Annotated in this window: 17 protein-coding genes; 7 read left to right on the top strand and 10 right to left on the bottom strand. The window is 54.5% G+C overall.

Annotated elements, in window-relative coordinates; genetic code table 11:
* Positions 1-418 precede the first annotated feature (418 nt).
* A complete protein-coding gene (locus EPA93_RS27905) occupies positions 419-829 on the top strand; it encodes a pyridoxamine 5'-phosphate oxidase family protein (protein ID WP_129890661.1) in 411 nt (136 codons plus the stop codon).
* A 54-nt stretch (positions 830-883) separates the two neighbouring features.
* Positions 884-1,840, top strand: coding sequence for an NAD-dependent epimerase/dehydratase family protein (locus EPA93_RS27900; protein ID WP_129890660.1), 957 nt, complete (start codon positions 884-886; stop codon positions 1,838-1,840).
* Positions 1,841-1,955: 115 nt separating this feature from the next.
* Here EPA93_RS27900 and radC read toward each other — a convergent pair whose 3' ends face one another.
* Positions 1,956-2,609, bottom strand: coding sequence for a RadC family protein (gene radC, locus EPA93_RS27895; protein ID WP_422877898.1), 654 nt, complete (start codon positions 2,607-2,609; stop codon positions 1,956-1,958).
* A 270-nt stretch (positions 2,610-2,879) separates the two neighbouring features.
* Between radC and EPA93_RS27890 the strand changes: the two genes are divergently transcribed.
* The 3 genes from EPA93_RS27890 to EPA93_RS27880 all read left to right on the top strand — a co-directional run bounded on the left by EPA93_RS27890 (position 2,880) and on the right by EPA93_RS27880 (position 7,989).
* Positions 2,880-4,154: an acyltransferase family protein gene (locus tag EPA93_RS27890; RefSeq protein ID WP_165423438.1), complete on the top strand. Its 1,275-nt coding sequence runs from the start codon at positions 2,880-2,882 to the stop codon at positions 4,152-4,154.
* A gap of 624 nt (positions 4,155-4,778) precedes the next feature.
* Positions 4,779-6,596 (top strand): ABC transporter permease, encoded by a 1,818-nt coding sequence (locus tag EPA93_RS27885; RefSeq protein ID WP_242527157.1) that lies wholly within the window; start codon positions 4,779-4,781, stop codon positions 6,594-6,596.
* Between the two features lie 13 nt (positions 6,597-6,609).
* A complete protein-coding gene (locus EPA93_RS27880) occupies positions 6,610-7,989 on the top strand; it encodes an ABC transporter ATP-binding protein (RefSeq protein ID WP_129890657.1) in 1,380 nt (459 codons plus the stop codon).
* Positions 7,990-8,514: 525 nt separating this feature from the next.
* On the opposite strand, the gene cysS is transcribed toward EPA93_RS27880, so the two are convergent.
* From cysS to EPA93_RS27840, 8 genes are all read right to left on the bottom strand, one after another.
* Positions 8,515-9,699 (bottom strand): cysteine--tRNA ligase, encoded by a 1,185-nt coding sequence (gene cysS, locus EPA93_RS27875; protein ID WP_129890656.1) that lies wholly within the window; start codon positions 9,697-9,699, stop codon positions 8,515-8,517.
* Positions 9,686-10,471, bottom strand: a complete 786-nt coding sequence (locus EPA93_RS27870; RefSeq protein ID WP_129890655.1) for a TatD family hydrolase — start codon at positions 10,469-10,471, stop codon at positions 9,686-9,688. The genes cysS and EPA93_RS27870 overlap by 14 nt, the downstream gene beginning before the upstream one ends.
* 287 nt (positions 10,472-10,758) lie before the next feature.
* Positions 10,759-11,505, bottom strand: coding sequence for a siderophore-interacting protein (locus EPA93_RS27865; protein WP_129890654.1), 747 nt, complete (start codon positions 11,503-11,505; stop codon positions 10,759-10,761).
* A gap of 359 nt (positions 11,506-11,864) precedes the next feature.
* Entirely contained in the window at positions 11,865-13,955 is a 2,091-nt protein-coding gene (locus EPA93_RS27860; protein ID WP_129890653.1) for a xanthine dehydrogenase family protein molybdopterin-binding subunit, read from the bottom strand.
* Positions 13,952-14,944 (bottom strand): FAD binding domain-containing protein, encoded by a 993-nt coding sequence (locus tag EPA93_RS27855; protein ID WP_129890652.1) that lies wholly within the window; start codon positions 14,942-14,944, stop codon positions 13,952-13,954. The genes EPA93_RS27860 and EPA93_RS27855 overlap by 4 nt, the downstream gene beginning before the upstream one ends.
* On the bottom strand, positions 14,941-15,447 hold the full coding sequence (locus EPA93_RS27850) for a 2Fe-2S iron-sulfur cluster-binding protein (RefSeq protein WP_129890651.1): 507 nt from the start codon (positions 15,445-15,447) through the stop codon (positions 14,941-14,943). The genes EPA93_RS27855 and EPA93_RS27850 overlap by 4 nt, the downstream gene beginning before the upstream one ends.
* Before the next feature lie 419 nt (positions 15,448-15,866).
* Entirely contained in the window at positions 15,867-16,364 is a 498-nt protein-coding gene (locus EPA93_RS27845; RefSeq protein WP_129890650.1) for a hypothetical protein, read from the bottom strand.
* 46 nt (positions 16,365-16,410) lie between these two features.
* Positions 16,411-17,850: a DUF4832 domain-containing protein gene (locus EPA93_RS27840; RefSeq protein WP_129890649.1), complete on the bottom strand. Its 1,440-nt coding sequence runs from the start codon at positions 17,848-17,850 to the stop codon at positions 16,411-16,413.
* A gap of 650 nt (positions 17,851-18,500) precedes the next feature.
* Between EPA93_RS27840 and EPA93_RS27835 the strand changes: the two genes are divergently transcribed.
* The gene (locus EPA93_RS27835) at positions 18,501-19,313 is read left to right on the top strand and encodes an LLM class flavin-dependent oxidoreductase (protein WP_129890648.1); all 813 of its coding nucleotides are present in this window, start codon (positions 18,501-18,503) and stop codon (positions 19,311-19,313) included.
* 123 nt (positions 19,314-19,436) lie between these two features.
* On the opposite strand, the gene EPA93_RS27830 is transcribed toward EPA93_RS27835, so the two are convergent.
* Entirely contained in the window at positions 19,437-20,252 is an 816-nt protein-coding gene (locus tag EPA93_RS27830; RefSeq protein ID WP_165423437.1) for a methyltransferase domain-containing protein, read from the bottom strand.
* A 268-nt stretch (positions 20,253-20,520) separates the two neighbouring features.
* Here EPA93_RS27830 and EPA93_RS27825 point away from each other — a divergent pair, with 268 nt between their 5' ends.
* Positions 20,521-21,480, top strand: a complete 960-nt coding sequence (locus tag EPA93_RS27825; RefSeq protein WP_129890646.1) for a phosphotransferase family protein — start codon at positions 20,521-20,523, stop codon at positions 21,478-21,480.
* The last annotated feature ends 211 nt before the right edge of the window (positions 21,481-21,691 follow it).

Genomic DNA, 21,691 nt, shown 5'->3' with positions numbered 1-21,691 from the left:
GGGAAGCGGTAGCGATATTCAGTATAGCATAGGGTTTTTTGCGTTGTGGGCAGATGGCGGGGAAAATATGCAGGAATCCCGGCTCTCGTGCAGATCGCTGCAGGCTGTGCGCACCTGCACAAAGCTTACCAGCGCAACTTTTCCTTCAGGCTCACGTAGCGCGGCTTAGCATGGCTGCTGCTCAAACTTAACGCCAGTCAGCGTAGCGCTGAAATAGTTTTTGCACCTTGCCTCTTTTAACGCATTTCTAGAAGATCTGGTTTCTGATTGCAAAGCCATATTTTCAATATACCTTCCCTTTTGTAAGACATATAGCATAACTTCTATGTATTTTGTATTCCTTTGTGAGCTGCGTTCAGTTATACTCTCACCTGTGGCATTTCACTGCGAGAACCGAAGATGAAAGGCAGGGAGAACGATGACAAGCCAAATTTCTGATTGGGCGAAAGAGCTGCTGCACGACTTGCATTATGCGGTGCTAAGTACGCTCAACCCGGATGGCAGTGTCCAGATGACGACGATGTGGTATCTGCTAGAAAACGATGTTACTGTTGTCATGAATGCACCGGCCCAAACCCGCAAAGTGAAGAATCTACGCCGTGATCCCCGTATAGCGATCTGTGTGCCGGATGGCAATCGCTATGTCAGCCTGTCCGGGCAGGTTTCCCTCATCGAAGATCAGAGCGTTGTGCGCCAGGATATCGAGCACCTGGTGCAACGCTATGTGCCAGATGAAGCCGCGCACCCACAAACAATTGAGTACCTATTTGGGCAGGGTCGGGTTTCGTTGCACTTTACTCCCGAAAAAGTAACCGAGTTTTCACTGTAGGTAAAGAGGAAACTAGCTGAAAAAGTGGATGAAATTCTGGAGGAAAGAAGAGCTATGATACTTATTACCGGTGGTCTGGGCTTTATAGGTCTTCAGACGGCGCGTGCGCTGCTGGCAATGGGGGAAACTTGCGTACTCACACAACACAGCCTGAAACGCATCCCAGAGGCCCTCAAGGGGGAGATTGGTTCTCGCCTCTTTATCGAAGAGCTCGATATGCTGGATGCCGCTGCTTTCCTCAAGCTTGGCGAGAAGTATCCCATTACCGGGATTATCCATCTTGCAGTCCATTGGAGGAATCCGGGGACTCATGTGCTGGAACTATTTGAGAACATCAAGTTCAACATGATCGGCCTCGTGAATGCGCTTGAGGCGGCCCAGGCATGGAAGGTAAAGCGCATCCTGGTGGCGAGCTCACTTAACGTCTATGGCGATGAGAGAACTGTGCCCTGGCGCGAGGAGCAACCGCTCCCCCTGACGGGTCCTGAACCAGTTTCAGCGATCAAGAAAAGCAATGAAATCGTTGCCGACTATCTGGCCAGACAAACCGGGATCGAGTGCATCATGCTGCGCTTTGGGGAGATCTTTGGTCCGTTCAGCCCGTGGGACTCTCCCACAAACGTTCTGGTGCATGCGGCAGTAAATGGCACGAAGCCCGATTTTAGCAACGTGCTCGGTGGTGTCAGTGCCCAAGATGGTGCTGACCGCTGCTATGTCAAGGATGCTGCCCGGGCCATCGCGCTGTTACAGGTAGCCGAGACGCTGCCTCATCGCGTCTACAACATTGCCTCAGGAAGGGCGACGACGAATCAGGATATTGTGACCGCCATCAAGGAGGTGATCCCAGAGGCTCAGGTCGAGCTGCCTTCCGCGGGCGAGCGGAGCGCGGCGGAAGTTCCTGCATACCAGGACATCACGCGGCTCGTACAGGACACGGGCTACCGCCCTCAGTTCACCACCACGCAAGCGATTGTCGATTATATAGCTTGCCTACGGGCCAGCAACGAGTAATGGGCCGATAACCTTCGTCCTTCCCAGGAAGGCTCATATATAAAAAATCCGGCGAGCGTCGTCACGGCCTAGCCGTGGAGAGTGGGGCCTCCAGGTGTGCTCTGTTGCCGAAAGCTTACCAGCGCAACTTTTCCTTCAGGCTCACATAGCGCGGGTTACCAATAATGATATGGTCAAGCAAGTCGATATCCAATAGTTTGGCGGCGTCTATCAGTTGTTGGGTGACTTCTATGTCTTCTGTGGAAGGCGTGGGATCGCCGCTCGGATGGTTATGACAGATAATAACGTTGGGACAGTTGCGCACGACGGCCGGGCGAAAGACTTCAGAGACGCGCAGAACCGAGCTGTTGACTGTGCCTTTGTAGCGCTTGACGCGCTCTACAAGCTGGTTCTTGGTATCAAGAATAAGGATGTACATCTCTTCATGATCAAGATGCATAAGCTCAAGCCGCACAAGGCGCGCCGCATCATCCGCTGAGGTGATCTGGTAGCGCTGCTCAGGCAGCTCCAGGGCCAGGCGCTTGCCGATCTCCAGGGCTGCCTTGAGCTGCGCAGTTTTGGCAGTGCCCAGACCATACTCGGTGCAGAGCTCGTGAAAATCCGCACGTATCAGACCACCTAGCCCGCCATATTTGATCAAGAGCTTGCTGGCCAGCTCTATCACGTTATCGCGCGTGGTGCCCGTGCGCAGAGTGATGGCTAATAAATCGGCTGTGGCCAGCATCTCGGCCCCGTTTTTCTGCAGGCGCTCGCGCGGCCGATCATCCATAGGAATATCATGAACCGTCGCGTGATACTCCGGTTTTTCCTCTGGCTCTTGCGCAAAGCTCGTTTCTGCCAGCAATCTTTTAGGCATAATCTATCTCCTTTAGCTGAATACTTCATAATATAGAAGCTGATTGAGAATACAATTACTCGTCAGGTAATTACAATGGGCAAAATAGGAAGCGAGGAGCAAAATAGGCAAGCTTTGTGCTTATTGCCTCGGCTGATTCGTCTGAGTAAGATAGGAAAGAAATTGCTCGGCTGAGGGGGAATTTTGTTTTCACTCGTTAAAGCGAATACGCGCAAAAATACGATTGTTGTGCTGGATGGCGTACGGGCCGTGGCCTGCCTTCTAGTGATTTTTTACCATATCAACCTGATCAATCTGCGCTTGCACGTCTGGCAACCAGCGGCGCTGGGTCCCTTTATTACGGCTCTGGCGGTGGCTGGTGGTTCGGGCGTGACGCTCTTCTTCCTGCTCTCGGGCTTTCTTTTGTTCCTGCCCTATGCGCGTGCGCTGCTGTGCGGGGCTGACTGGCCCTCGGCGCGCCAGTTTTATTTGCGGCGCGCTTTACGCATTATGCCGTGCTACTATCTCTCGCTCTTTCTGCTTATTCTTGTTCAGGAGCCGCGCTATCTGCAGCCAGCGCACTTGCAAGAACTGGGACTCTTTCTTAGCTTCTTCATGGATTCAAGCCGGGCGACGTTTCGTGTGCTCGATGGGCCGCTCTGGTCGCTAGCGATTGAGTGGCAATTTTATCTGCTGTTGCCCTGGCTGGCCCTGCTATTTCGCTGGATTATTGGCAAGGGGACGCAGCGTAAGCGCTGGTGCTTACTGCTCGTTTGTCTGCTGCTCATGGAAGTATGGGGCATCGGCACGCACTATTGGGGCAACTATTATCTGGCTAACCCGCAACAGACGGTGCTTGTGCCGCGACCGCTGCTCAACGTCATTCTCTTCTTTAGCTATGGCATAATCGGCAAATTTCTTGAAGATTTCGCCATCGGTATGGGCATCGCTGCCTGCTATGTGCTGGCTCAGCAGGCGGGCTGGGATGGCTTGCTGGCTGGTTTGCGCCGTTGGAGCGTCTGGCTCTGGTGGGCGGGCCTCTGCGTACTCGGCTTTATGGCCCTCTGGAACTGCAACCAGATGTTCAGGCACAGCATCGCCTTGCTCGATCCTCTCTACCCGGCCTATGAATTCTACAGCGAGGCCGGCCTATCCCTCGGCTTTGGCCTGTGCCTCCTGGCGATCCTCTTTGGTCCGGCAAGCTTGCAGCGCCCTTTCAGGTGGGTTCCGTTGCGTTGGCTAGGCCTGATCTCCTACAGCCTCTATATCTGGCATCTGCCACTTCTTGTCAACTTTGGCGATCACATTCAGGCCTATATAGCTGGCTGGAATGGCTATCTGAGCTACTGCCTTTTCTGGCTCTTTGCTGTTTTGCTGATATTTCCCTTCGCCTATACCTTCTATATCTGGATTGAGCAGCCCGGGATACAGCTATGCGATAGCTTACGTAAGCAGAAATCCGGCGAGAAATTGGCGTAAATAGACGATTTTGAGCATATCTTAAGAAACTAACCTTGACAAGGCTTAATTGGCGGATGTATAGTTGCAAATGGATAGTATATTAGCATATGTTAAGGGGTAAGATTCAAAATGGACGATGGACCTGGTAGTAGTCCATTCCGTTGCGCTTCTCAATACGTGACCGGCACTCGGCAGGGTTGCCCTGGCTCACGTAGTTTTATGTCTATACGGTGGCAAAATGCACCTGGCTGTCAGGAGGACGTGCTCATTCTGCATTGTTAGAGCATGGACGTCTTCCTGTGTTTGCTGTGTGGCCACCATATGTATGGTGGTTTTTTTGTGGCCTTTTTCATACATAGTAAGTTGTAAGTAAGTGGCAAAAAGTTTTGCCATAAAGCAGGTAAGCAAATATCTCGTGAGAAAGAGATAGGCCTGCGTTCTTCCAGGAGGTGATTCGGCGTGGACGCCGGACCTGAACAACGATGTAATATCGTTTGCCAAGCAAAAAGTTTTCAGACTGCACAGAGGAGGGGTCTGCTGGCGTTAAGCCACAGAACAGGCTTGTTGTGCCTTAAGCTTCAGCCGTAAAATATGCTGCTGAGCCTCTTCCTCTGTGCGGCCTGGCAAGGAAGTATGGAGGTAATGATGGCTCAAGTCTATGCACCCAACAATCCCCGGGGACAGGAGCAGGTGAAGTCCGAAACGGGACTTCGTGATATTGAGCAGCGCCAGGGGCGCAGCCCACGCCGCAATAATCGCTTCGGGCCCGTTGACCTGCTCATCATTTTGACATTAATCGCAGCGATTGCCTTTTTGATGATTGCGGCATCCCACTGGGCTGCCCCTTTCACCCCCTCGGTCCAGATAAGCCTCTCGCCGGCTAAGCTACCTTTATATGCCGGCTATTCGCTGTTACGCATGGCCTTGGGCTATCTGCTCTCGCTTGTCTTCACGCTAGTTTATGGCCATATCGCGGCTTCGCATCGGCGCGCCGAGCCGATAATGATCTCATTGCTTGATATATTACAAAGCATTCCTATTCTCTCTTTTCTGCCGGCGGTAATCCTTGCCCTTGTGGCGGCCTTCCCGCATTCTAATATCGGCCTTGAGCTGGCCAGCGTTATTCTCATCTTTACAAGCCAGGCCTGGAATATGACTTTTAGCTTTTATCATTCTGCGCGCACGCAGCCCAAGGACCTGCAAGAATTTGCCTCCATTGCGCGCCTGCGCCCGTGGCAGCGCTTCTTAAAGTTAGAATTGCCCTCTTCAATGATCGGGCTGATCTGGAATAGTATGATGAGCTGGGCCGGTGGCTGGTTCTTCCTGATGGCGGCCGAACAATTTACCCTGGGCGCGCGCTCGTTTCAGCTACCCGGACTTGGCTCTTACCTACAGGTAGCTGCCAATGAAGGGAATACCGGGGCGTTGATCCTTGGCCTGTTTACGCTCATTCTGTTGATTATACTGCTTGACCTCTTTTTCTGGCGCCCGCTGGTGGCCTGGGCCGACAAATTTAAAGTGGAGATGAGTAGCGGCTCCGATGTGCCGTCCTCCCCTATCCTGAATCTCTTGCGCAATTCCGCGCTGGTGGCCAATGCTAATCGCTACCTTTTTCGGCCCATCGGGACTTTTCTTTCCCGCATCCTGAATCGTTTGCAGCCTCTGCCGGCTGAGCCCTTTGCTCAGGAGACCGAAATTCAAGCATCGCCAGTTGCGAAGCGTGTGATCAATATTGTGTGCGGGCTTGCCTTACTGGCTCTTGTGATCTTTGGCCTGTTCTCGGCGGTGCGCATGCTCACGCAGGTAAACTTTGGCGTGTGGGGCTCACTGCTGCTCTCGGCGGGAGTGACCTGGCTGCGTACTCTTGCCGCGTTGCTGATTGGTGTAGTGTGGACCGTGCCGGTGGGGGTGGCGATCGGGCTCTCGCCGCGCTGGTCGCGCCTCTTGCAGCCGGTGGTACAGGTGATTGCCTCTATTCCGGCCACCGCGCTCTTTCCTGTGCTCTTGCTGGCCCTGGCCGATCTGCCGGGCGGGCTCTCGCTGGCGGCCATTCTGCTCATGTTGCTGGGCACGCAATGGTATATCCTTTTCAACGTGATTGCCGGGGCCATGGCTATTCCTAGCGACCTGCGCGAGGCCACGACCATCTATCATGTGACCTCCTGGCGGCGCTGGACAACCCTGATCCTGCCTGCCATCTTTCCCTACCTGATCACCGGCCTGCTCACGGCCAGCGGGGGAGCCTGGAATGCCAGCATTGTCTCGGAATATGTACAGTTTAATCAGCACACCTTGAGCACCATCGGCCTGGGGGCCAGCATCGCCGCTGCGGCTGCCTCTGGAGATTTTCCGGTCTTGCTGGCGGGCACACTGCTGATGGCTGCCGTTGTCGTCGTGATCAATCGTTTGCTCTGGAAGCGCCTCTATGCACTGGCAGAGCGCCGCTATACACTGGGATAGGAGGAAAGAGGCTATGGCTAGTCTTTTCAACAATAAGCAGCAAGAGATATTGCTGGAGGCACGCAACGTTAGCAAGACATACGACGAGGGCAAGAAGCAGGCCAAAAGTCCGCAGGCGCCGCTGGTCCTTGATAACATTCAGTTGGAGATTCGTTCCGGCGAGTTTGTGGCCATCCTTGGCCCTTCCGGTTCGGGCAAATCGACGCTCCTGCGTCTGCTGGCCGGGCTGATTCAGCCCACAACTGGCGAAATACTCTTTAAAGGGGTGCCGCAGTATGGCCCTAATCCGCACCTGGCCATCGTGTTTCAATCGTTTGCCCTTTTCCCCTGGCTGACCGTCTTGCAGAATGTGGAACTTGGCTTGCAGGCCCAGGAATTGACGCGCACGCAGCGCATGAAACGCGCACTGGCGGCGATCGATACTATCGGGCTCGACGGCTTTGAAGATGCCTATCCCAAGGAGCTTTCGGGCGGCATGCGCCAGCGCGTCGGCTTTGCGCGCGCCCTGGTGGTCGAGCCTGAGCTGCTCTTTATGGATGAGCCGTTTAGCGCGCTTGATGTGCTCACGGCTGCCAATCTGCGTAAAGAGCTGATGAGCCTGTGGGAGGCGCATAATATGCCCACAAAAGCCATTGTGATGGTGACGCATAATATCGATGAGGCGGTGAGTATGGCCGATCGCATTGTCGTGCTGGGCTCGCATCCAGGACGCATTCGCGTGGAGCTGCCAGGGCTGGCGCGGGAGCAGCGCGGCCTGCAGACCGAGGAGCATACTGCGCTTACCGATCTGATCTATCGCATTATGACAAGCCCACAGGAGGATGTTTCGGCGCTGCTGCCAGTGACGATGCCTTCCTCTAAAACGCATCCGCAGGCCGCCGCGCGTCCACGTCCCTACCAGGCGCTGCCGCATGTCTCGATCGGCGATGTGACCGGCTTGATCGAGCTGATCCATGCCAGCGGCGGGCGCGATGATCTCTATAAAATCGGTCGCCAGCTGCATCTTGAGGTTGACGATCTTCTGCCCCTCGTCGAGGCCGCCGATCTGCTCAATCTTGCCGATACCGAGGAGGGCGATCTGGTGCTGACCGAGAAGGGTCAGCGCTTTGCCGCCGCCAATGTGCAGGAGGAGAAGGATATCTTCCGCGAGCAGGCCATGGCAAACATCTCGATCCTGCGCAAGATTGTGCAGGATCTTGAACAGGCTCCGGGCCATACGCTGCCCGAGCAGCATTTCCTTGAGTTTCTTGAGCAGCATTTCAGTGAGGATGAGGCCCAGGCCCAGCTAGAGACGGCGATCAACTGGGGCCGCTACGCCGAGCTGTTTGGTTTCCAGGATGAGCGCGGGGCGTTTCGCCTTGAGGATGCCGAGGAGTTGGCGATCAATGAGTAGATTTGTTCTGGTTGAGTATGGGCAGGCTGGCGATAGTGTGGCGTAAGGCCTGGGCCGAAAAGGTTTGTCATGAAATTGTCAGCCCCCAAAGCAACAAGAAGGTGGGATGCAGGCCCGCATCCCACCTTACGGCAATGAGAGACGAAGAAGTATTTCTCATTCTACTTCTAAAACTGGTGAAAACAGCTCTTATCTCCATCTGATTAGAATTGCACCCGACGACTCATTACACTGCTTTTCTTAACAGACTTTAATAAAAGTGTTTCCATCTACTAAAACGGAAAAAGTAGCGTGGTATTAACATATATTGATGGCTCTCATTAGAAAGGACTAGCGCTAAGTACAACTAATTAGCCTATATGGGGGAATTGCGACAAGGAGAAATTAGGAGATTGTGGCCTGTCGTATTTTCGCTCCCGGGCTGAAGAGTGTCCAACTTAGCAAGGGCGCAGGCGGGCCTGAGGCAAGAACAGGACCCTTATTATCAAGGGTCCTGCGCGGAAAGATAGCTTTACATAAACTGTTTTATACACAGAGGCCAAGCACGCCAGCCAGGCGTAAGACCTCGGTTCCCGTGTCCACGTCCCGCGTGGCAGCAAATCTCTCAGCCCCCTGGCGCAGCAAAAGCATCGCCTCGGGCGTATTAAGATCCTCATCCATCGCAGCCTTAAAGCGGTTGCGCAGCATCGCATCTTCCCCTTTGGCCTCGCGTCCCACCACTGAGCGAACATGCTGCAAGAGCTCAACCGTCTCGGTGGCTGACTTGAGATCGGCGGGGAAGCACTCCCAGGGATAGCGGTAATGGTGGTTGAGGAGCGCCACACGAATAGCATCGGGGGTATAGTCTTTGACAAGGTTGCTGATGAGTGTAAGATTGCCCAGCGACTTGCTCATTTTCTCGCCATCCTGATAGACCATGCCCGTGTGCATCCAGAAGCGAGAAAAAGGAGCCTTCCCGGTATAGTGTTCGGACTGAGCGATTTCGCAGGTATGATGCGGGAAGGCCAGATCGGCGCCGCCACCGTGGATATCGATCTGGGGGCCGAGGTGGTGCATGGCCATCGCGCTACACTCGATATGCCAGCCAGGCCGGCCGGGACCCCAGGGACTGGGCCAGGCTGGTTCGCCGGGGGCCTGAGCCTGCCAGAGCACGAAATCCAGCGGATCTTTCTTGCGCGCATCGTCTGGGAAGTTACCACGCTCGTTGGCGATAGTTAGCATAGAGTGATAATCTTGCAGGCCGATAGCGCGTGCCATCGCCCCAAATTCGTGATCCTTCTTCACATCATAATAGACATTACCAGCATTCTCGTAGGCGTAGCCGCGCTCCAACAGGTATTGCACTACCTCAACGATACCAGGAATCTCCTCAGTAGCACGTGCATAGACATCGGGCCGGCGCACATTGAGCGTGTCCATGTCGCGCAGATAGCGTTCAGTCTCACGATTGCCCAGCTCATCCCAGGTAGTGCCTAGCTCGCGCGCCTTACGCAAGACATCATCATCAATATCGGTCACATTCTGAACGTAGCGGACATGCAGCCCGCTATATTCGAGATAGCGCATAAGAGTATCAAACGAAGCATACGTGAAAGCATGACCTAGATGAGTCGTATCATATGGTGTAACTCCACAGACATAGATACGCACGGTATCGTCTAGAGGAGTGAAAGGCTCAAGGGATTGAGTGAGTGTATTAAACAGTTTCATGGGTTTCTCCTAGACCAAACAGCCGAGCAGCATTAGCCGTAGTAACCTGGGCAATCTCCTCCAGGCTCATACCGCGAATCTCTGCTAATTTTTCAGCAACATGTTTTACGAACAGCGGCTCGTTGCGTCTCGCTTTAAGCGGCTTGGGGACCAGGTACGGGCTATCAGTCTCGACCAGGATGCGATCCAGCGGGGCCATCCGAGCCACCTCTGGCAGCGCATTTCCTTGTTTTGTAAGTGGTCCAGCAAAAGAAAGTACGAAGCCTTCGAAGGACAGGCACTCCTCAGCCTGAGCTACATCACCAGAAAAGCAGTGGAAGACACCACGCAAACCCTGCCCATGTGCATGTAGAAGTTCGATTACATCATCGTGCGAATCTCGTACATGAATGATACAAGGTAAGTTGCATTCGCGCGCCATTTGAAGATGAGCGCAAAAAACAGCGCGCTGCACCTCGCGAGGTGAGAGCATGCGAAAATAATCGAGCCCGAATTCACCGATTGCGACAACTTCGGGCTCGCGAGCCATCTCGCGAAGCTGTGCCTCTACTTCCTGCGTGTAGGTCGTGGCATCATGAGGATGTACGCCGACACCTGCGTAGATTGTGCCTGGGTGAGATTTGGCCAGCATCAGGGCCTGCTGGCTAGATACCAGGTCGCAGCCTGGATCTACAATTCGTGTGATGCCACCATTTACCGCAGCTTGAATGGTGCTCTCACGGTCGCTATCAAAGCGTGAGGTGTCGATGTGTGCATGACTATCGACGAGCAATTAATGCATTATCCTTTCCAACGAACAGCATAAGAAAGGGAAGAGCCAATGTGGTAATTTCTCTCCCCTATTACTTCATTACTTGTAGTATAGACGACTGCTAATACGAGTGTCAAATAGGCTTCTCAGGACACTTTAGCGCCTGATTAGCAGGCTCAGATTCGCCCTTAGTGCGAAGCTAAGGCCCCGGCTCAAAGCCGGCTTTCATAGAAGCTGTCGCCTGGCTCTGTCATTCGTGGAGTTGGCTACTGTCTATGCTCGCTTTATTGCTTTACAAACCTGCTGGCTTACCACTTGCCGCCGAGCTTGTCGAGGTAGTATTTTACGCTTTCTGGGTCGCGCACCCAGAAAGGCCGTATGTGGACATTCTCGCGTGGCCACTCTCGCTCATTAACAAAGTAGGCTTTGAGGGCCAGGCAGACGGCAAACTCGCCGGCAAAGTAAGCTTTGCCCGGATATGCTGGCAATTGGAGCGTATGAATCGCGTCAACAAGACGACCTGTCGGCTTGACCTGCTGTCCCTTGCGATGGACCCAGGCCAGCGGCTGGCTACCCGTGCGGGGAATGAACTCTTCCTCTGGTCCATCAGCTTCAAGGTAGCCAAGAATTGTGGCGTCAGGTGGCAGCAAGCGTAATTTCCCCTGCACAGCCACGGCTCCGGTTTCTTCGCTGCCGAAGAGATAGTATGGGGCCGCGCTCTTATCTTCGGTAAAGGAATCGCTAACCGGTCCATAAAATGTAAATTTGTCGCCAGTTTGGGCCTGGCGCCCCCAGCTGACGCCGGGACCATTGCCGTGGAGAAATACTAGAAGATCGAAGGTGGGCGCTTCCGGGCTGGAATCCCAGATGGTATAGGCGCGCTGGAGCTTCGGAGCCAGTTTAATGATGATATGTGTCCCGGGCAGCCATTTGCGCTGTTTGCTGTCCTCTATACTTACCTGCAGCAGCCGCATGCTGCGCGAAACCATGGCGGTTGCTGCGATTGTGCCTTGCATTGGATCGGCCTGTAGAGCCTCGTTGGGATTGCTATACATGTTACTCCTTCCTTGTAGTAAAGAATGCTGCTCAGCGCCTTGTTTCCCTTCTCGGGATCTATTTCTAACGACATGATGCCGATACGTCTTGACGTGAGTGGCTTTTATATCTGACTTTATTACTTGGATATTAGCATTACCTAATATTGATTGTCAATGCAAAGAGGATGGGTTAGACCTGCTTGCGAGTAGGACCGGTTGCTTCTTGCCGAGGGACAGCTGCGCAATATCTATGGCCAGAGGGGGATGCGTAGTTCTCGCTGAAGAGTAAAGCTGCTAGCGAGGCAATATAAATAGCCGGGAGACCGGCCATAGAGCGTGTCGCCTGCTTCGGCCAGGTCTCCTCTCAGGCTTGTGAACTAGGCTAGAAGCTTGTCTAGCGTGATAGGAAGATCGCGAACGCGGATACCGGTTGCGTGATAGACGGCATTGGCCACGGCAGCGGCGGTGCCCACAATGCCAATCTCGCCGATGCCTTTTGCTCCCATCGGGCTTACAAGCTGATCATCTTCGTCGATCCAGGCTACCTCTACGCTACCAACATCGGCATTTGTGGCGATATGATAGCTGGCGAAGTCGTGGTTGACATAATCGCCGAAGCGCGGATCGATAACGCTATGTTCGTGGAGGGCCATGGAGAGCCCCATGGTCATGCCACCCAGCAGTTGCGAGCGTGCCGTCTTGGCATTGATGATGCGACCAACGGCAAAAACGCCAAGCATGCGTGGGATGCGAACCTCGCCGGTATCGATATTGACGCGCGCCTCGACGAATTGGGCGCCGTAGCTATGCAGAGAGAAGCGCTGCGCGTTGGGATTATCACTGGTCTCGGCCCTGACTTCAAGCCCTTCAGGGGGAACGATCCCGTTATGCTCTTCGCGCAACATGCGCTGCAAATTCTGCGCTGCCTCGACGATAGCCGCGCCCCAGGAGGTTGTACCCATGGAGCCGCCGGCCATAGGCGCCTCGGGCAACTGGCTATCCCCTATTTCGAGCTTCACGCGCTCCACACCGACGCCAAGGGCATCGGCAGCGATCTGCGTCAAGATCGTCCAGGCGCCAGTACCCAGATCCGTGGCATCGATCTGAACGCTATAGTTTCCATCCGGCCTGGTACGAATCAGGGCCTTGGAGCCACGGCGCCGGGCGGGATAAGTTGAGGCCGCCACGCCAAGCCCGACGAGCCAGCGGCCCTCGCTACGCGAGTGTGGGCGAGGATCGCGCTGCTGCCAGCCGAAGCGCTGCGCACCCTCGCGCAAGCAGGCCACGAGTCCACGCGTGCTAAAGGGCAAGCCGCTCTCTGGATCGCTTGTGGGCTCATTCAGGATGCGAAACTCGATAGGATCGAGGCCGCAGGCGCTGGCCATCTCGTCCATTGCCGATTCCAGGGCGAACATGCCCGGACACTCGCCGGGGGCGCGCATAAAAGTGGGCGCCGGGACGTCAAGGCGGGCCAGGCGATGGGTCGTGCGCCGATTGGGGGCTGCATACATCATGCGCGTGGCCAGGGCTGTCTGTTCGGCAAATTCCCGGACGGTGGCCGTCTGCTCATGGACGTCGTGGGCGATGGCTGTCAGCCTGCCATTTTGCTCGGCGCCCAGCTGGATGCGCTGGATTGTCGGTGTGCGATTGCCAACCAGGGCAAACATCTGCTGGCGCGTGAGCGAGACCTTGACAGGGCGGCGCGCGACCTTAGCCGCCATGATCGCGAGCATGACGTGCGGATGCGTAAAGGCTTTGCCGCCAAAGGCCCCACCGACATAGGGCGAGATCACTCTGACAAGCTCAGGCGGCAGGTCGAAGATTTGCGTTACATCGTCGCGTCGGCGGTGCGAACCCTGGTTAGCATCGTAGAGCGTCAGGCCGTTATCCTGCCAGACGGCTATTGTCGCGTGTGGCTCCAACGGATTGTTGTGATAGGTCGGCGTGGTATAGGTGAGATCAACCTTGACGGCGGCCTGGACCAGCGCGCCCTCGACATCGCCGCTGGCAGTATCGGTTATATTATTGGGATTGATTCTATCGGGCTTGTAGAAATCCTGGCGATCGATACGCAGCTCGACATCATGCGGCTCTTCCGCGTAATTGACGACGAGCTGCCCGGCGGCCTGGCGCGCAACCTCCAGGGTCTCGGCTACGACAGCAGCCACAATCTGACCATGATAAGCGACGCGATCTGATTGCAGCACGGCCAGATTGGCATTATCGGGCGTGTCAAGGTGCGGCGCGTTTTCGTGTGAAAGGATGCTCACAACGCCTGGCAAGGCCCGCGCGGCGCTATCATCGATCGAGGCGACCCGGCCACGGGCGATCGTGGCCTGGACCGGATAGGCATAGGTCAGGCCCTTAAGCTGATATTCGGCGGCGTAGGCTGCCCTGCCGCTGACCTTCAAGGGACCGTCGATGCGCTCCAGGGCTGCGCCAGGCGCTCGTGTTTCACTCTTCGTCATCTCTGCTCCTCCCTGCTAAGATCGAGTAATGTGCGCACAAGAACGTTGCGGGCCAGCGGAACTTTGAAGGCGTTATCGCGTAAGGGCTGAGCGGCGGCAAGCTCGGCCTCGGCGGCCCGCCGGAAAGTCTCTTCGCTGGCCGGAGCTCCGCGCAAAATCTGCTCGGCCTTATAGGCTCTCCACGGCGCTGGCGCCACGCCGCCAAAGGCCAGGCGCACATCGCTTATCAGGCCGTCTTTGAGCTCAAGGGCGGCGGCAAGCGAGACAAGGGCGAAGGCGTATGAGGCGCGATCGCGCACCTTGCGATAGTGCGAGCGCGTGGCAAAGGGTATGGCTGGCAGATCGACGCTGGTAATCAACTCGCCGTGCTCAAGCACTGTCTCGTATTGCGGCTGGTCGCCGGGCAAACGATAAAACTTGCTGAGCGGAATCGTGCGCTCGCCTCCAGGACCAAGGACATTGACGCGCGCATCAAGAGCGATCAGCGCTACGGCCATATCCGAAGGGTGGGTGGCAATGCAGGCCTCAGAGGCGCCGAGAATGGCAAGATTGCGATGCTCGCCCGCGCGCGCCGAGCAGCCACTGCCTGGTACGCGCTTATTGCAGGGCTTGGAGATATCCTGGAAGTAGAGGCAACGCGTGCGCTGCAGAAGATTGCCGCCAGTAGTCGCCAGGTTGCGCAACTGGCCTGAAGCGCCGGCGAGCAGGGCCTGGGCCAGGACGGGGTAGCGCTGGCGAATCGTGCGCTCGGCCGCCAGCTCACTATTGCGCACAAGCGCCCCGATGCGCACGCCGCCGTCAGGTAGCGCTTCGACGCGATCGAAGCCCAGAGGCGAGATATCGATGAGCAAATCTGGCTGCATGACCTCCAGTTTCATGAGATCGACAAGGTTTGTGCCGCCGCCAAGAAAGGCACCCGTGGGCGTCTGGGCCAGCAGCGTGGCAGCCTCCGATGGGCTGCTCGCGCGTTCATAGCGGAAAGGCTTCATCTGGCAACCTCCTTAATGGCCGGAACAATGTTGGCATAGGCACCACAGCGGCAGAGGTTCCCGCTCATGCGCTCGCGAATCTCATCGTCGCTCAAGCTCATTTGCTCGGCGTTGAGATCGGGGCTTACCGCGCTTGGCCAGCCGGCCTCAACCTCGCCTAACATACCGAGCGCCGAACAGATCTGCCCCGGCGTGCAATAGCCGCACTGAAAGGCGTCATGGGCGACGAAGGCCCGTTGTAAGGGATGTGGGTTCTCGCCTTCGGCCAGCCCTTCGATGGTGACAATCTCGGCGTCTTGATGGGCGACTGCAAGGGCGAGACAGCTATTGATCCTCTTGCCATTTAATAAGATGGTACAGGCTCCGCACTGACCATGATCACAGCCTTTCTTGGGACCAGTATAGCTCAGGCGCTCGCGCAAGGCATCCAGGAGGGTTGTTCTGGTATCGATAGAGAGCCTATGTGCCGTTCCATTTACCTGGAGCGTAATCTCAAGATCCATTTTGCCGGGTCTCCTTCTTCATCTCTTTGCATGTACTCCGTTCTAACACGTCGAGCCATGTACAATGGTAGCTACTGGTATGCTCTTGATGTCGATCATACCAGGTAAGGAGATAGCTGGTGGCCATCTCGCTGGTAGACATAAGTAGCGCTGTTGGAACGGCCCATAGTATAGAACCTGGAGTATGCTCCAGGTCAAGAGGGCTGGCAGTTTTCAGATTCTTGCACGTCTAGAGGGCCGAGAAGGTAAAGGATAGACGCGCGAAGGAATAGGCTCGGCTAAGCGAGCGTACAGGCAACGCACCCCGGCAACATCTGCCGGGGTGGTGAAGGCAAGCTCAAGACGAGAAGTAGTGACTGTCCAGTCAGCTTGCCAGGGAATAACTTTCCTCCGATCTCATGCCCACAATCGCGCGCTAGTTATATTTTTCGCGCGTTAATGTCGATACCGGTGGTATGAACTGAAAGTTTGAGTACGGCGTTTGAGTTTGTGTTGAGAAGCAGATCCAGATCGCCCGAAGGGAGCTCACTGAGATCAATTATCTTATGTTTCTGCTGACAATCACTCACCTTAATCTCGTAAGTTTTCAAGGCCTGGGTGCTGCCATGTTTGGCAAAGGCAAAAGTGATTGTGTCAGTAGCTGCGCCTCCGTCACAGAAGGCTAGCATAAAGTTATTCGGCGATGCCGCCACAGTCGTTGTTAATAACATTCGGTTCGAGAACGGACCCTGGGCATTCCAGACGTAGCACATCTGATGCTCGCATCTGACGATTACGTTAGCAGGCAGGCTGGCCGGCTCGGGATCTGCAGCTTTAGCCGGATTGCCACGGGAGAAAAATTGTACGCTCGCGAAGGCCGCAACGGCTATCAAGGCAAGGCATAGAAATCCAGTCAGGAATAAGCGCTTTCTTTGCAAGATCTCCTCCTTAATAAACTGAATGAATGGGGACTACAGCGATTTATTAGACGGTCACCTTGCCAAGCGGATAACTGCCATCCGGCTGTATTCCTTCAATTGCCAGCTTGAGCGGCTGATAGTAACCGTTAGCGTCTACAATCTGGAGGGTAAGGGTATAGCTTCCGGATGGGATTGTATCGGGTAACTTGAATACATCGACGGCGAGGCCAGGCTTATCAGTCTCGGTCTTTGGTAGCAATTGGTGTAGGTCAAGGCTTGAGGTGTCCTGCCAGGCAATCTTATCTTGTGCATCGCGTAATTGTATCTGTACCTTCCACTTATTGTAGACGGGAGCAGTATTGACGTTGGACCAGAGCGATACGACAGGGAAGTACCAGCCTGGGATTAATTTCTGTGGTGCATAGAGATTGTTCAATTCATAACGGTAGCCAGAGCTCTTGAATGTTTGCACCAGGAGTGCTTGTTGCTCCGGGGTATATTGATTGAAGTCAAGGAGATTGCCATCCCCATCGCCGATCATCGAGGCGTGGTATTTGATAGTATCGTCAAGGCCTAGCTTGAAATCAGGGTTCATGCAATACTCGAAGCGGATCGGGGCGTTGCGCCAGATGCCCGCTTTGGTGAGCTCGTCAAGGAATTGGCGACCGCCACCGATGCTTTTTGTTCCCAGACAGTCAAGGCGAATCCCGATGCGCGGCTCCCGATTCAGGCCAACTGCGTAGCGTGCCGCATCTCTATTATCGGTAAGCATGAAGAAGGTTTTCTTTGGTAAAAGCTGAACCTCCATATCGATGAGCGCTTTCTGGTTCTCAAGAGTCATAGGCGTAATATTTTCGGCGCCGTCGCAGACGAGATGCCATTCGCCCCAACATCCATATAGGCTCATGTCCATCCAATTCAGGCGAGGATCATCGGCATAGCGTTGGGCGAGAGCTGTGAAGAGCGCTCGGGCATTAGCCATATATTCGGGACTGTTGAAATCAAGCTTCATCCCAACCGGGAGACAATCAGGATGCTCAGGGGCATAAGGCATAACGCGAAAGCCATAGGTATACCCTGCAGCCTTTGCCTCGGCCAGCCCCTCGTCAATTCGCGAAAAATCAAATTGCCCTACCTTGGGCTCAATCCTGTTCCAACAGAAGCGTCCGTAGAGATCCGTGAGTGGTAGATTGGGAGGCGTCATGACACCCCCGTAGTATTGAGCTCCGCGCAAAGGATTGCCGATCTCGGGAGCATCCAGCGGAATTGGTTTCGGGGTAAATTTGATGAAATGGCTCTTTGAGTAGTTGCTGGCCTGAGCTGGCAACTCGACCGGCAGAGTATCTGTAACCTCCTGGCTCACGCCACTTGGTGAGGCGGCATGTGCAGGCAAGGCACTCCAGAAAATAGATAACACTAGAAAGGAAAGTAGGATAGGAGAGAGCGCGGCCCGTAAGGTAGGGCTTAGCGCGATCAACGGTTTTATACTGGCTCTTTTTTGCATAGGGCTCTAAACTCCCAACAGACAAAATTTGAGAGAAACAAACGCACTACAAGACTTCTATGCACTGTGCATGCATTTATATTTTAGAATCAATTTTATGTGCCTGTATAGCGTATGGCCATTTTATCCCATTTAAAGAAACTTTGTGTGATGCACACTGAAAAATAGGGACTTATTAAATAATAGTAGTAATATTTGACACATTAGTATTGTTTTGGCTATTAGCTTTTGTGGTGAAAGGAAATGGGAGTGCGAGATGCGGGATTGAGTGAGGGCGCGCTGTCTGTAAATGTGTACTTAGAAGTAAAGCGTAATAAAGAGCCCTGGTTCCATCCCTGACTCAACTTCTCGAAGCATGACAGATTCTCTTGAACCGCGAAAATTCTTTAGCAGGCAGATTTATGGCATAAAGTTTCTTTCTGTGTATAGAACTATACTCAAATGTATAGATGCTCTAGTGGCCAAAAAAATCGCGCCGGAATTAAAATCAGTACAAATTTTTGCCGAAGAGAGTACTAGAAAACTTCCTAACAAACTTCTTCAAGATCTCTCAAGGCTCTTTCCAATATGACACTTGATGTCGTATTGGACCCCTTATACTTTCTCAGGATTGCTTCGAGGGTTCATAGAAAAGGAGTTTTTGCGCACTTATGAAATATGGCTTTGTTCTCTCGTGTGGCTTGGATGAGGTCGTTGAGCTGGCGCAGGAGGCCGAGGCTGCCGGCTGGGACGGAATTTTTCTGCCCGATGATTGGATGGCGGCCTGGATTAAGCTGACAGCGATTGCCATGCATACAAAACGCGTGCTCCTGGGCACGATGCTTACGCCTTTACCTGAGCAAGATCCGTGGTACGTGGCGGCCCAGACGGCGATACTGGATCGGCTCTCTAATGGGCGCATCATCCTGACGGCCGGACTTGGCGTGCTGGATCTTGATAAGTTCGGGATGCAGGACAATAAAGTACGCGCTCAGCGTCTTGATGAAGCATTGGATATTCTTGACCACTGGTGGAGCGGCGAGGAAATGCGCAACTTCAGGTATGAGGGGCGCTACTACCGCTTACAGGAAATGCGGGCTGATGTCGATTGGCGCTCCCATCAGCCCTTACAGAAGCCGCGCATCCCGATCTGGGTAGTTGGCGGACCAAAGCAGACGCAGCTGCGACGCGCGGCGCGCTGGGATGGCGCGGTAGTTACCAACTCAGACAAAACGTTGGGCGCCGAGACGCTACGCGAGCGCAAAGCCGCAATTTTGGCGCTGCGCACCAGCGACAGGCCACTTGAGTTTATTACCGAGGGCGAGACGCCTGCTGACGATCCTGAGCGTGCGGCGGCGGTTGTGCGGCCCTTTGCCGAAGCCGGTGCAACCTGGTGGCTGGAAAGCCGGTGGGAATGGGAGGGCGTGAGCCGTAACGAGGAAATGCGCCAGCGCGTGCGCTCGGGCCCGCCGGCGCTTCGCTAGTTTCAACTTTTGCTAACTGGTCGGGATGGAATAGAGCGCTTCTACCATCTCCGACCGGTCAGGAAAACGGCAATGCTCAGCGGCAAGGCAAATTATCAGGATACCCCTTAGAGAGATAGGCTGTCAGGCCGGTTTTTGTCCTCTCACCACAAAACCTCCCACGCGCGCAAAAAAGTATCCGCCTTCCTCTGCCTTTTCCAGAGCGACCCAGAAAGCTGCGAGCTCTTCCTCTGAAATTGCCCCGTTGATCTGTGTACGCTGCAGAATACCCCGAAAGGCTGTCTGGAAAAACGTATAGTCGAGAGGCATCAAGTGCCCTTCTACTCTAATGTTGTGCAATCCAGCTTGCTGAAAGAGCCGTGGCATTTGCCTCCCTATCCAGCCCTGGGTCAACTGATCACAGGCTGCATGGATCACTTTGCGCGCCAAGGCACGCTCGGGAATATCGATAGCGATCAGGTCCATATCGCCATCAGCGGCCACAACGCGCGCTCCCGGTCGCACGACGCGAACTATTTCAGCCAGGGCCAGGGCCGGTTCGCGCAGATGGCCCAGGACGCGGGAGACCTGGCAGCCATCAAAGCTTGCTTCCGCGAAGGGCAGGTTGGTAATATCCGCCTGCACATATTCTACCGGGAGCTGCAGGCCAGCCGCGCGTGTCCTGGCCACGCCCAGCATCGTTTCACTGTTATCAATGCCAACTACGCTACCAGAGGGACCAACGGAGCGGGCCAGATCCAATGTATCCTGACCGGTTCCGCAGCCGGCATCAAGGATTGCTGCCCCTGGCGAAGGCGCGAGATATTCCATGATTATTTGTTTGTAGCTTTGCGCGGTTTGCTGCGCATGTGCGGTATCCATAAACTGAGTAAAGGATGAGGGATTAGTGCTCAGATCAACCGAATGAAACTTGGTGAGATCATGTGTTACTTGTTCCATGCTTTTCCTTTCTGTCTGCCGTTCCCGACAAACGTTCGGGGCAAGCATATACCCTCATGTAGGATGAGAGTCAAGAGGCGTGCAGTAAAAAATGTTCCCGCGCCTTTTTGGGGCTGCGTTGCACGATCAGGCGAATGTCGGATGGACAACCTTGCTAGCATTGGACAGAGTGCAGTAATATGAGAGAAAGTAGTGCTTGAGATTCGACCGCCCGAGATGAGATAGCAAAGCGGGAGCGCAAAAGCTTGTATTGAAAGGATATGCATTGATGGGATATGCTGTGCATCAACCTTTGGATATGCGACATGTCCAGGAAACGATAGTGAAGGTTTTTCGCCGCGCCCCGGCAATTGTGGAGCGGATGCAAGCAGGGCATTCGACCTACGTCTATCGAATTGTCTTCCCCCGTGAAACCTTTTATCTGCGCGTATTGCCGGAAGAAGGAGCCAGCTTTGCGCCTGAAGTTGCGGCCCACGTGCAGCTTCGCCGCAAGCAGATCAAAGTGCCCGAGGTTATCTATTTTGAGCACTACAACGAATTGCTCCAGCGCTCGGTGCTGATCACAACTGAGATTAAAGGGCAACCTCTGAGCCAATCTTCTACGCTTTTGCCAAAAGAAATGGAAGCAATTGCGGGAGATGCCGGGCGAGACCTGGCTCGTATGAACGATGTGCTTGTCGATGGCTTTGGCTGGATACGACGAGATACGTCTGAAACAAAGCGCCTGCGCGCCGAACATTCCACCTATCGCAGCTTTGCCCTCGAGTCCTGGAAGGCCGATCTTGACTATTTAGCCGAGCATGTTCTCAGCGGTGCAGAGGCAACTTTATTAGAACGCATCCTCGCGCGCTACGAGGCGTGGCTCGACTGCGAGCAGGGACAGCTTGCGCATGGTGACTTCGATACCACACATATTTACCAGGACAATGGGCGTTACACTGGCATCATTGACTTTGGGGAAATTCGCGGGGCCGAGCATTGCTATGATCTGGGACATTTTCATATGCGCGATGGCGAGCAGCTTCCCTGGCGACTTCTTCCGGCGCTCGTCTCTGCTTATAGGGAACAGACATCGCTTCCTTGCGTCGATGAGCAACACATTCGCTTTACTAGCTTGCTGATCAATGTGCGAGCTCTGGCGCGCAGCCTGCGAAAACGCCCTACTGATCGTTTCACCCGCCACCAATTGGAAGTGCTACAGGAGGATCTAGCTGCCCTTCCCATTTGAGCGTAAGCCTGGAAGGGCGCAATCAACAAATTCATTCTCTGTTCCCTGGTTGCCTGGCGTGCTTTACGCATGTAGCTTGAGCAAGGGAACGCTTATGACCTATCTTTGGCCACGCAGATGGTCAGGAAATGATGGCCTCACGCTTCTACGCTGAGTGTGGGCAAGGATCGCTGCTCTAGTGATACCAACCTGACTGTGATATTATAGATAA

Origin of the sequence: Ktedonosporobacter rubrisoli (genome assembly GCF_004208415.1) — a bacterium.
GTDB lineage: Bacteria > Chloroflexota > Ktedonobacteria > Ktedonobacterales > Ktedonobacteraceae > Ktedonosporobacter > Ktedonosporobacter rubrisoli.
This window is presented reverse-complemented; position numbering and strand designations above follow the sequence as displayed.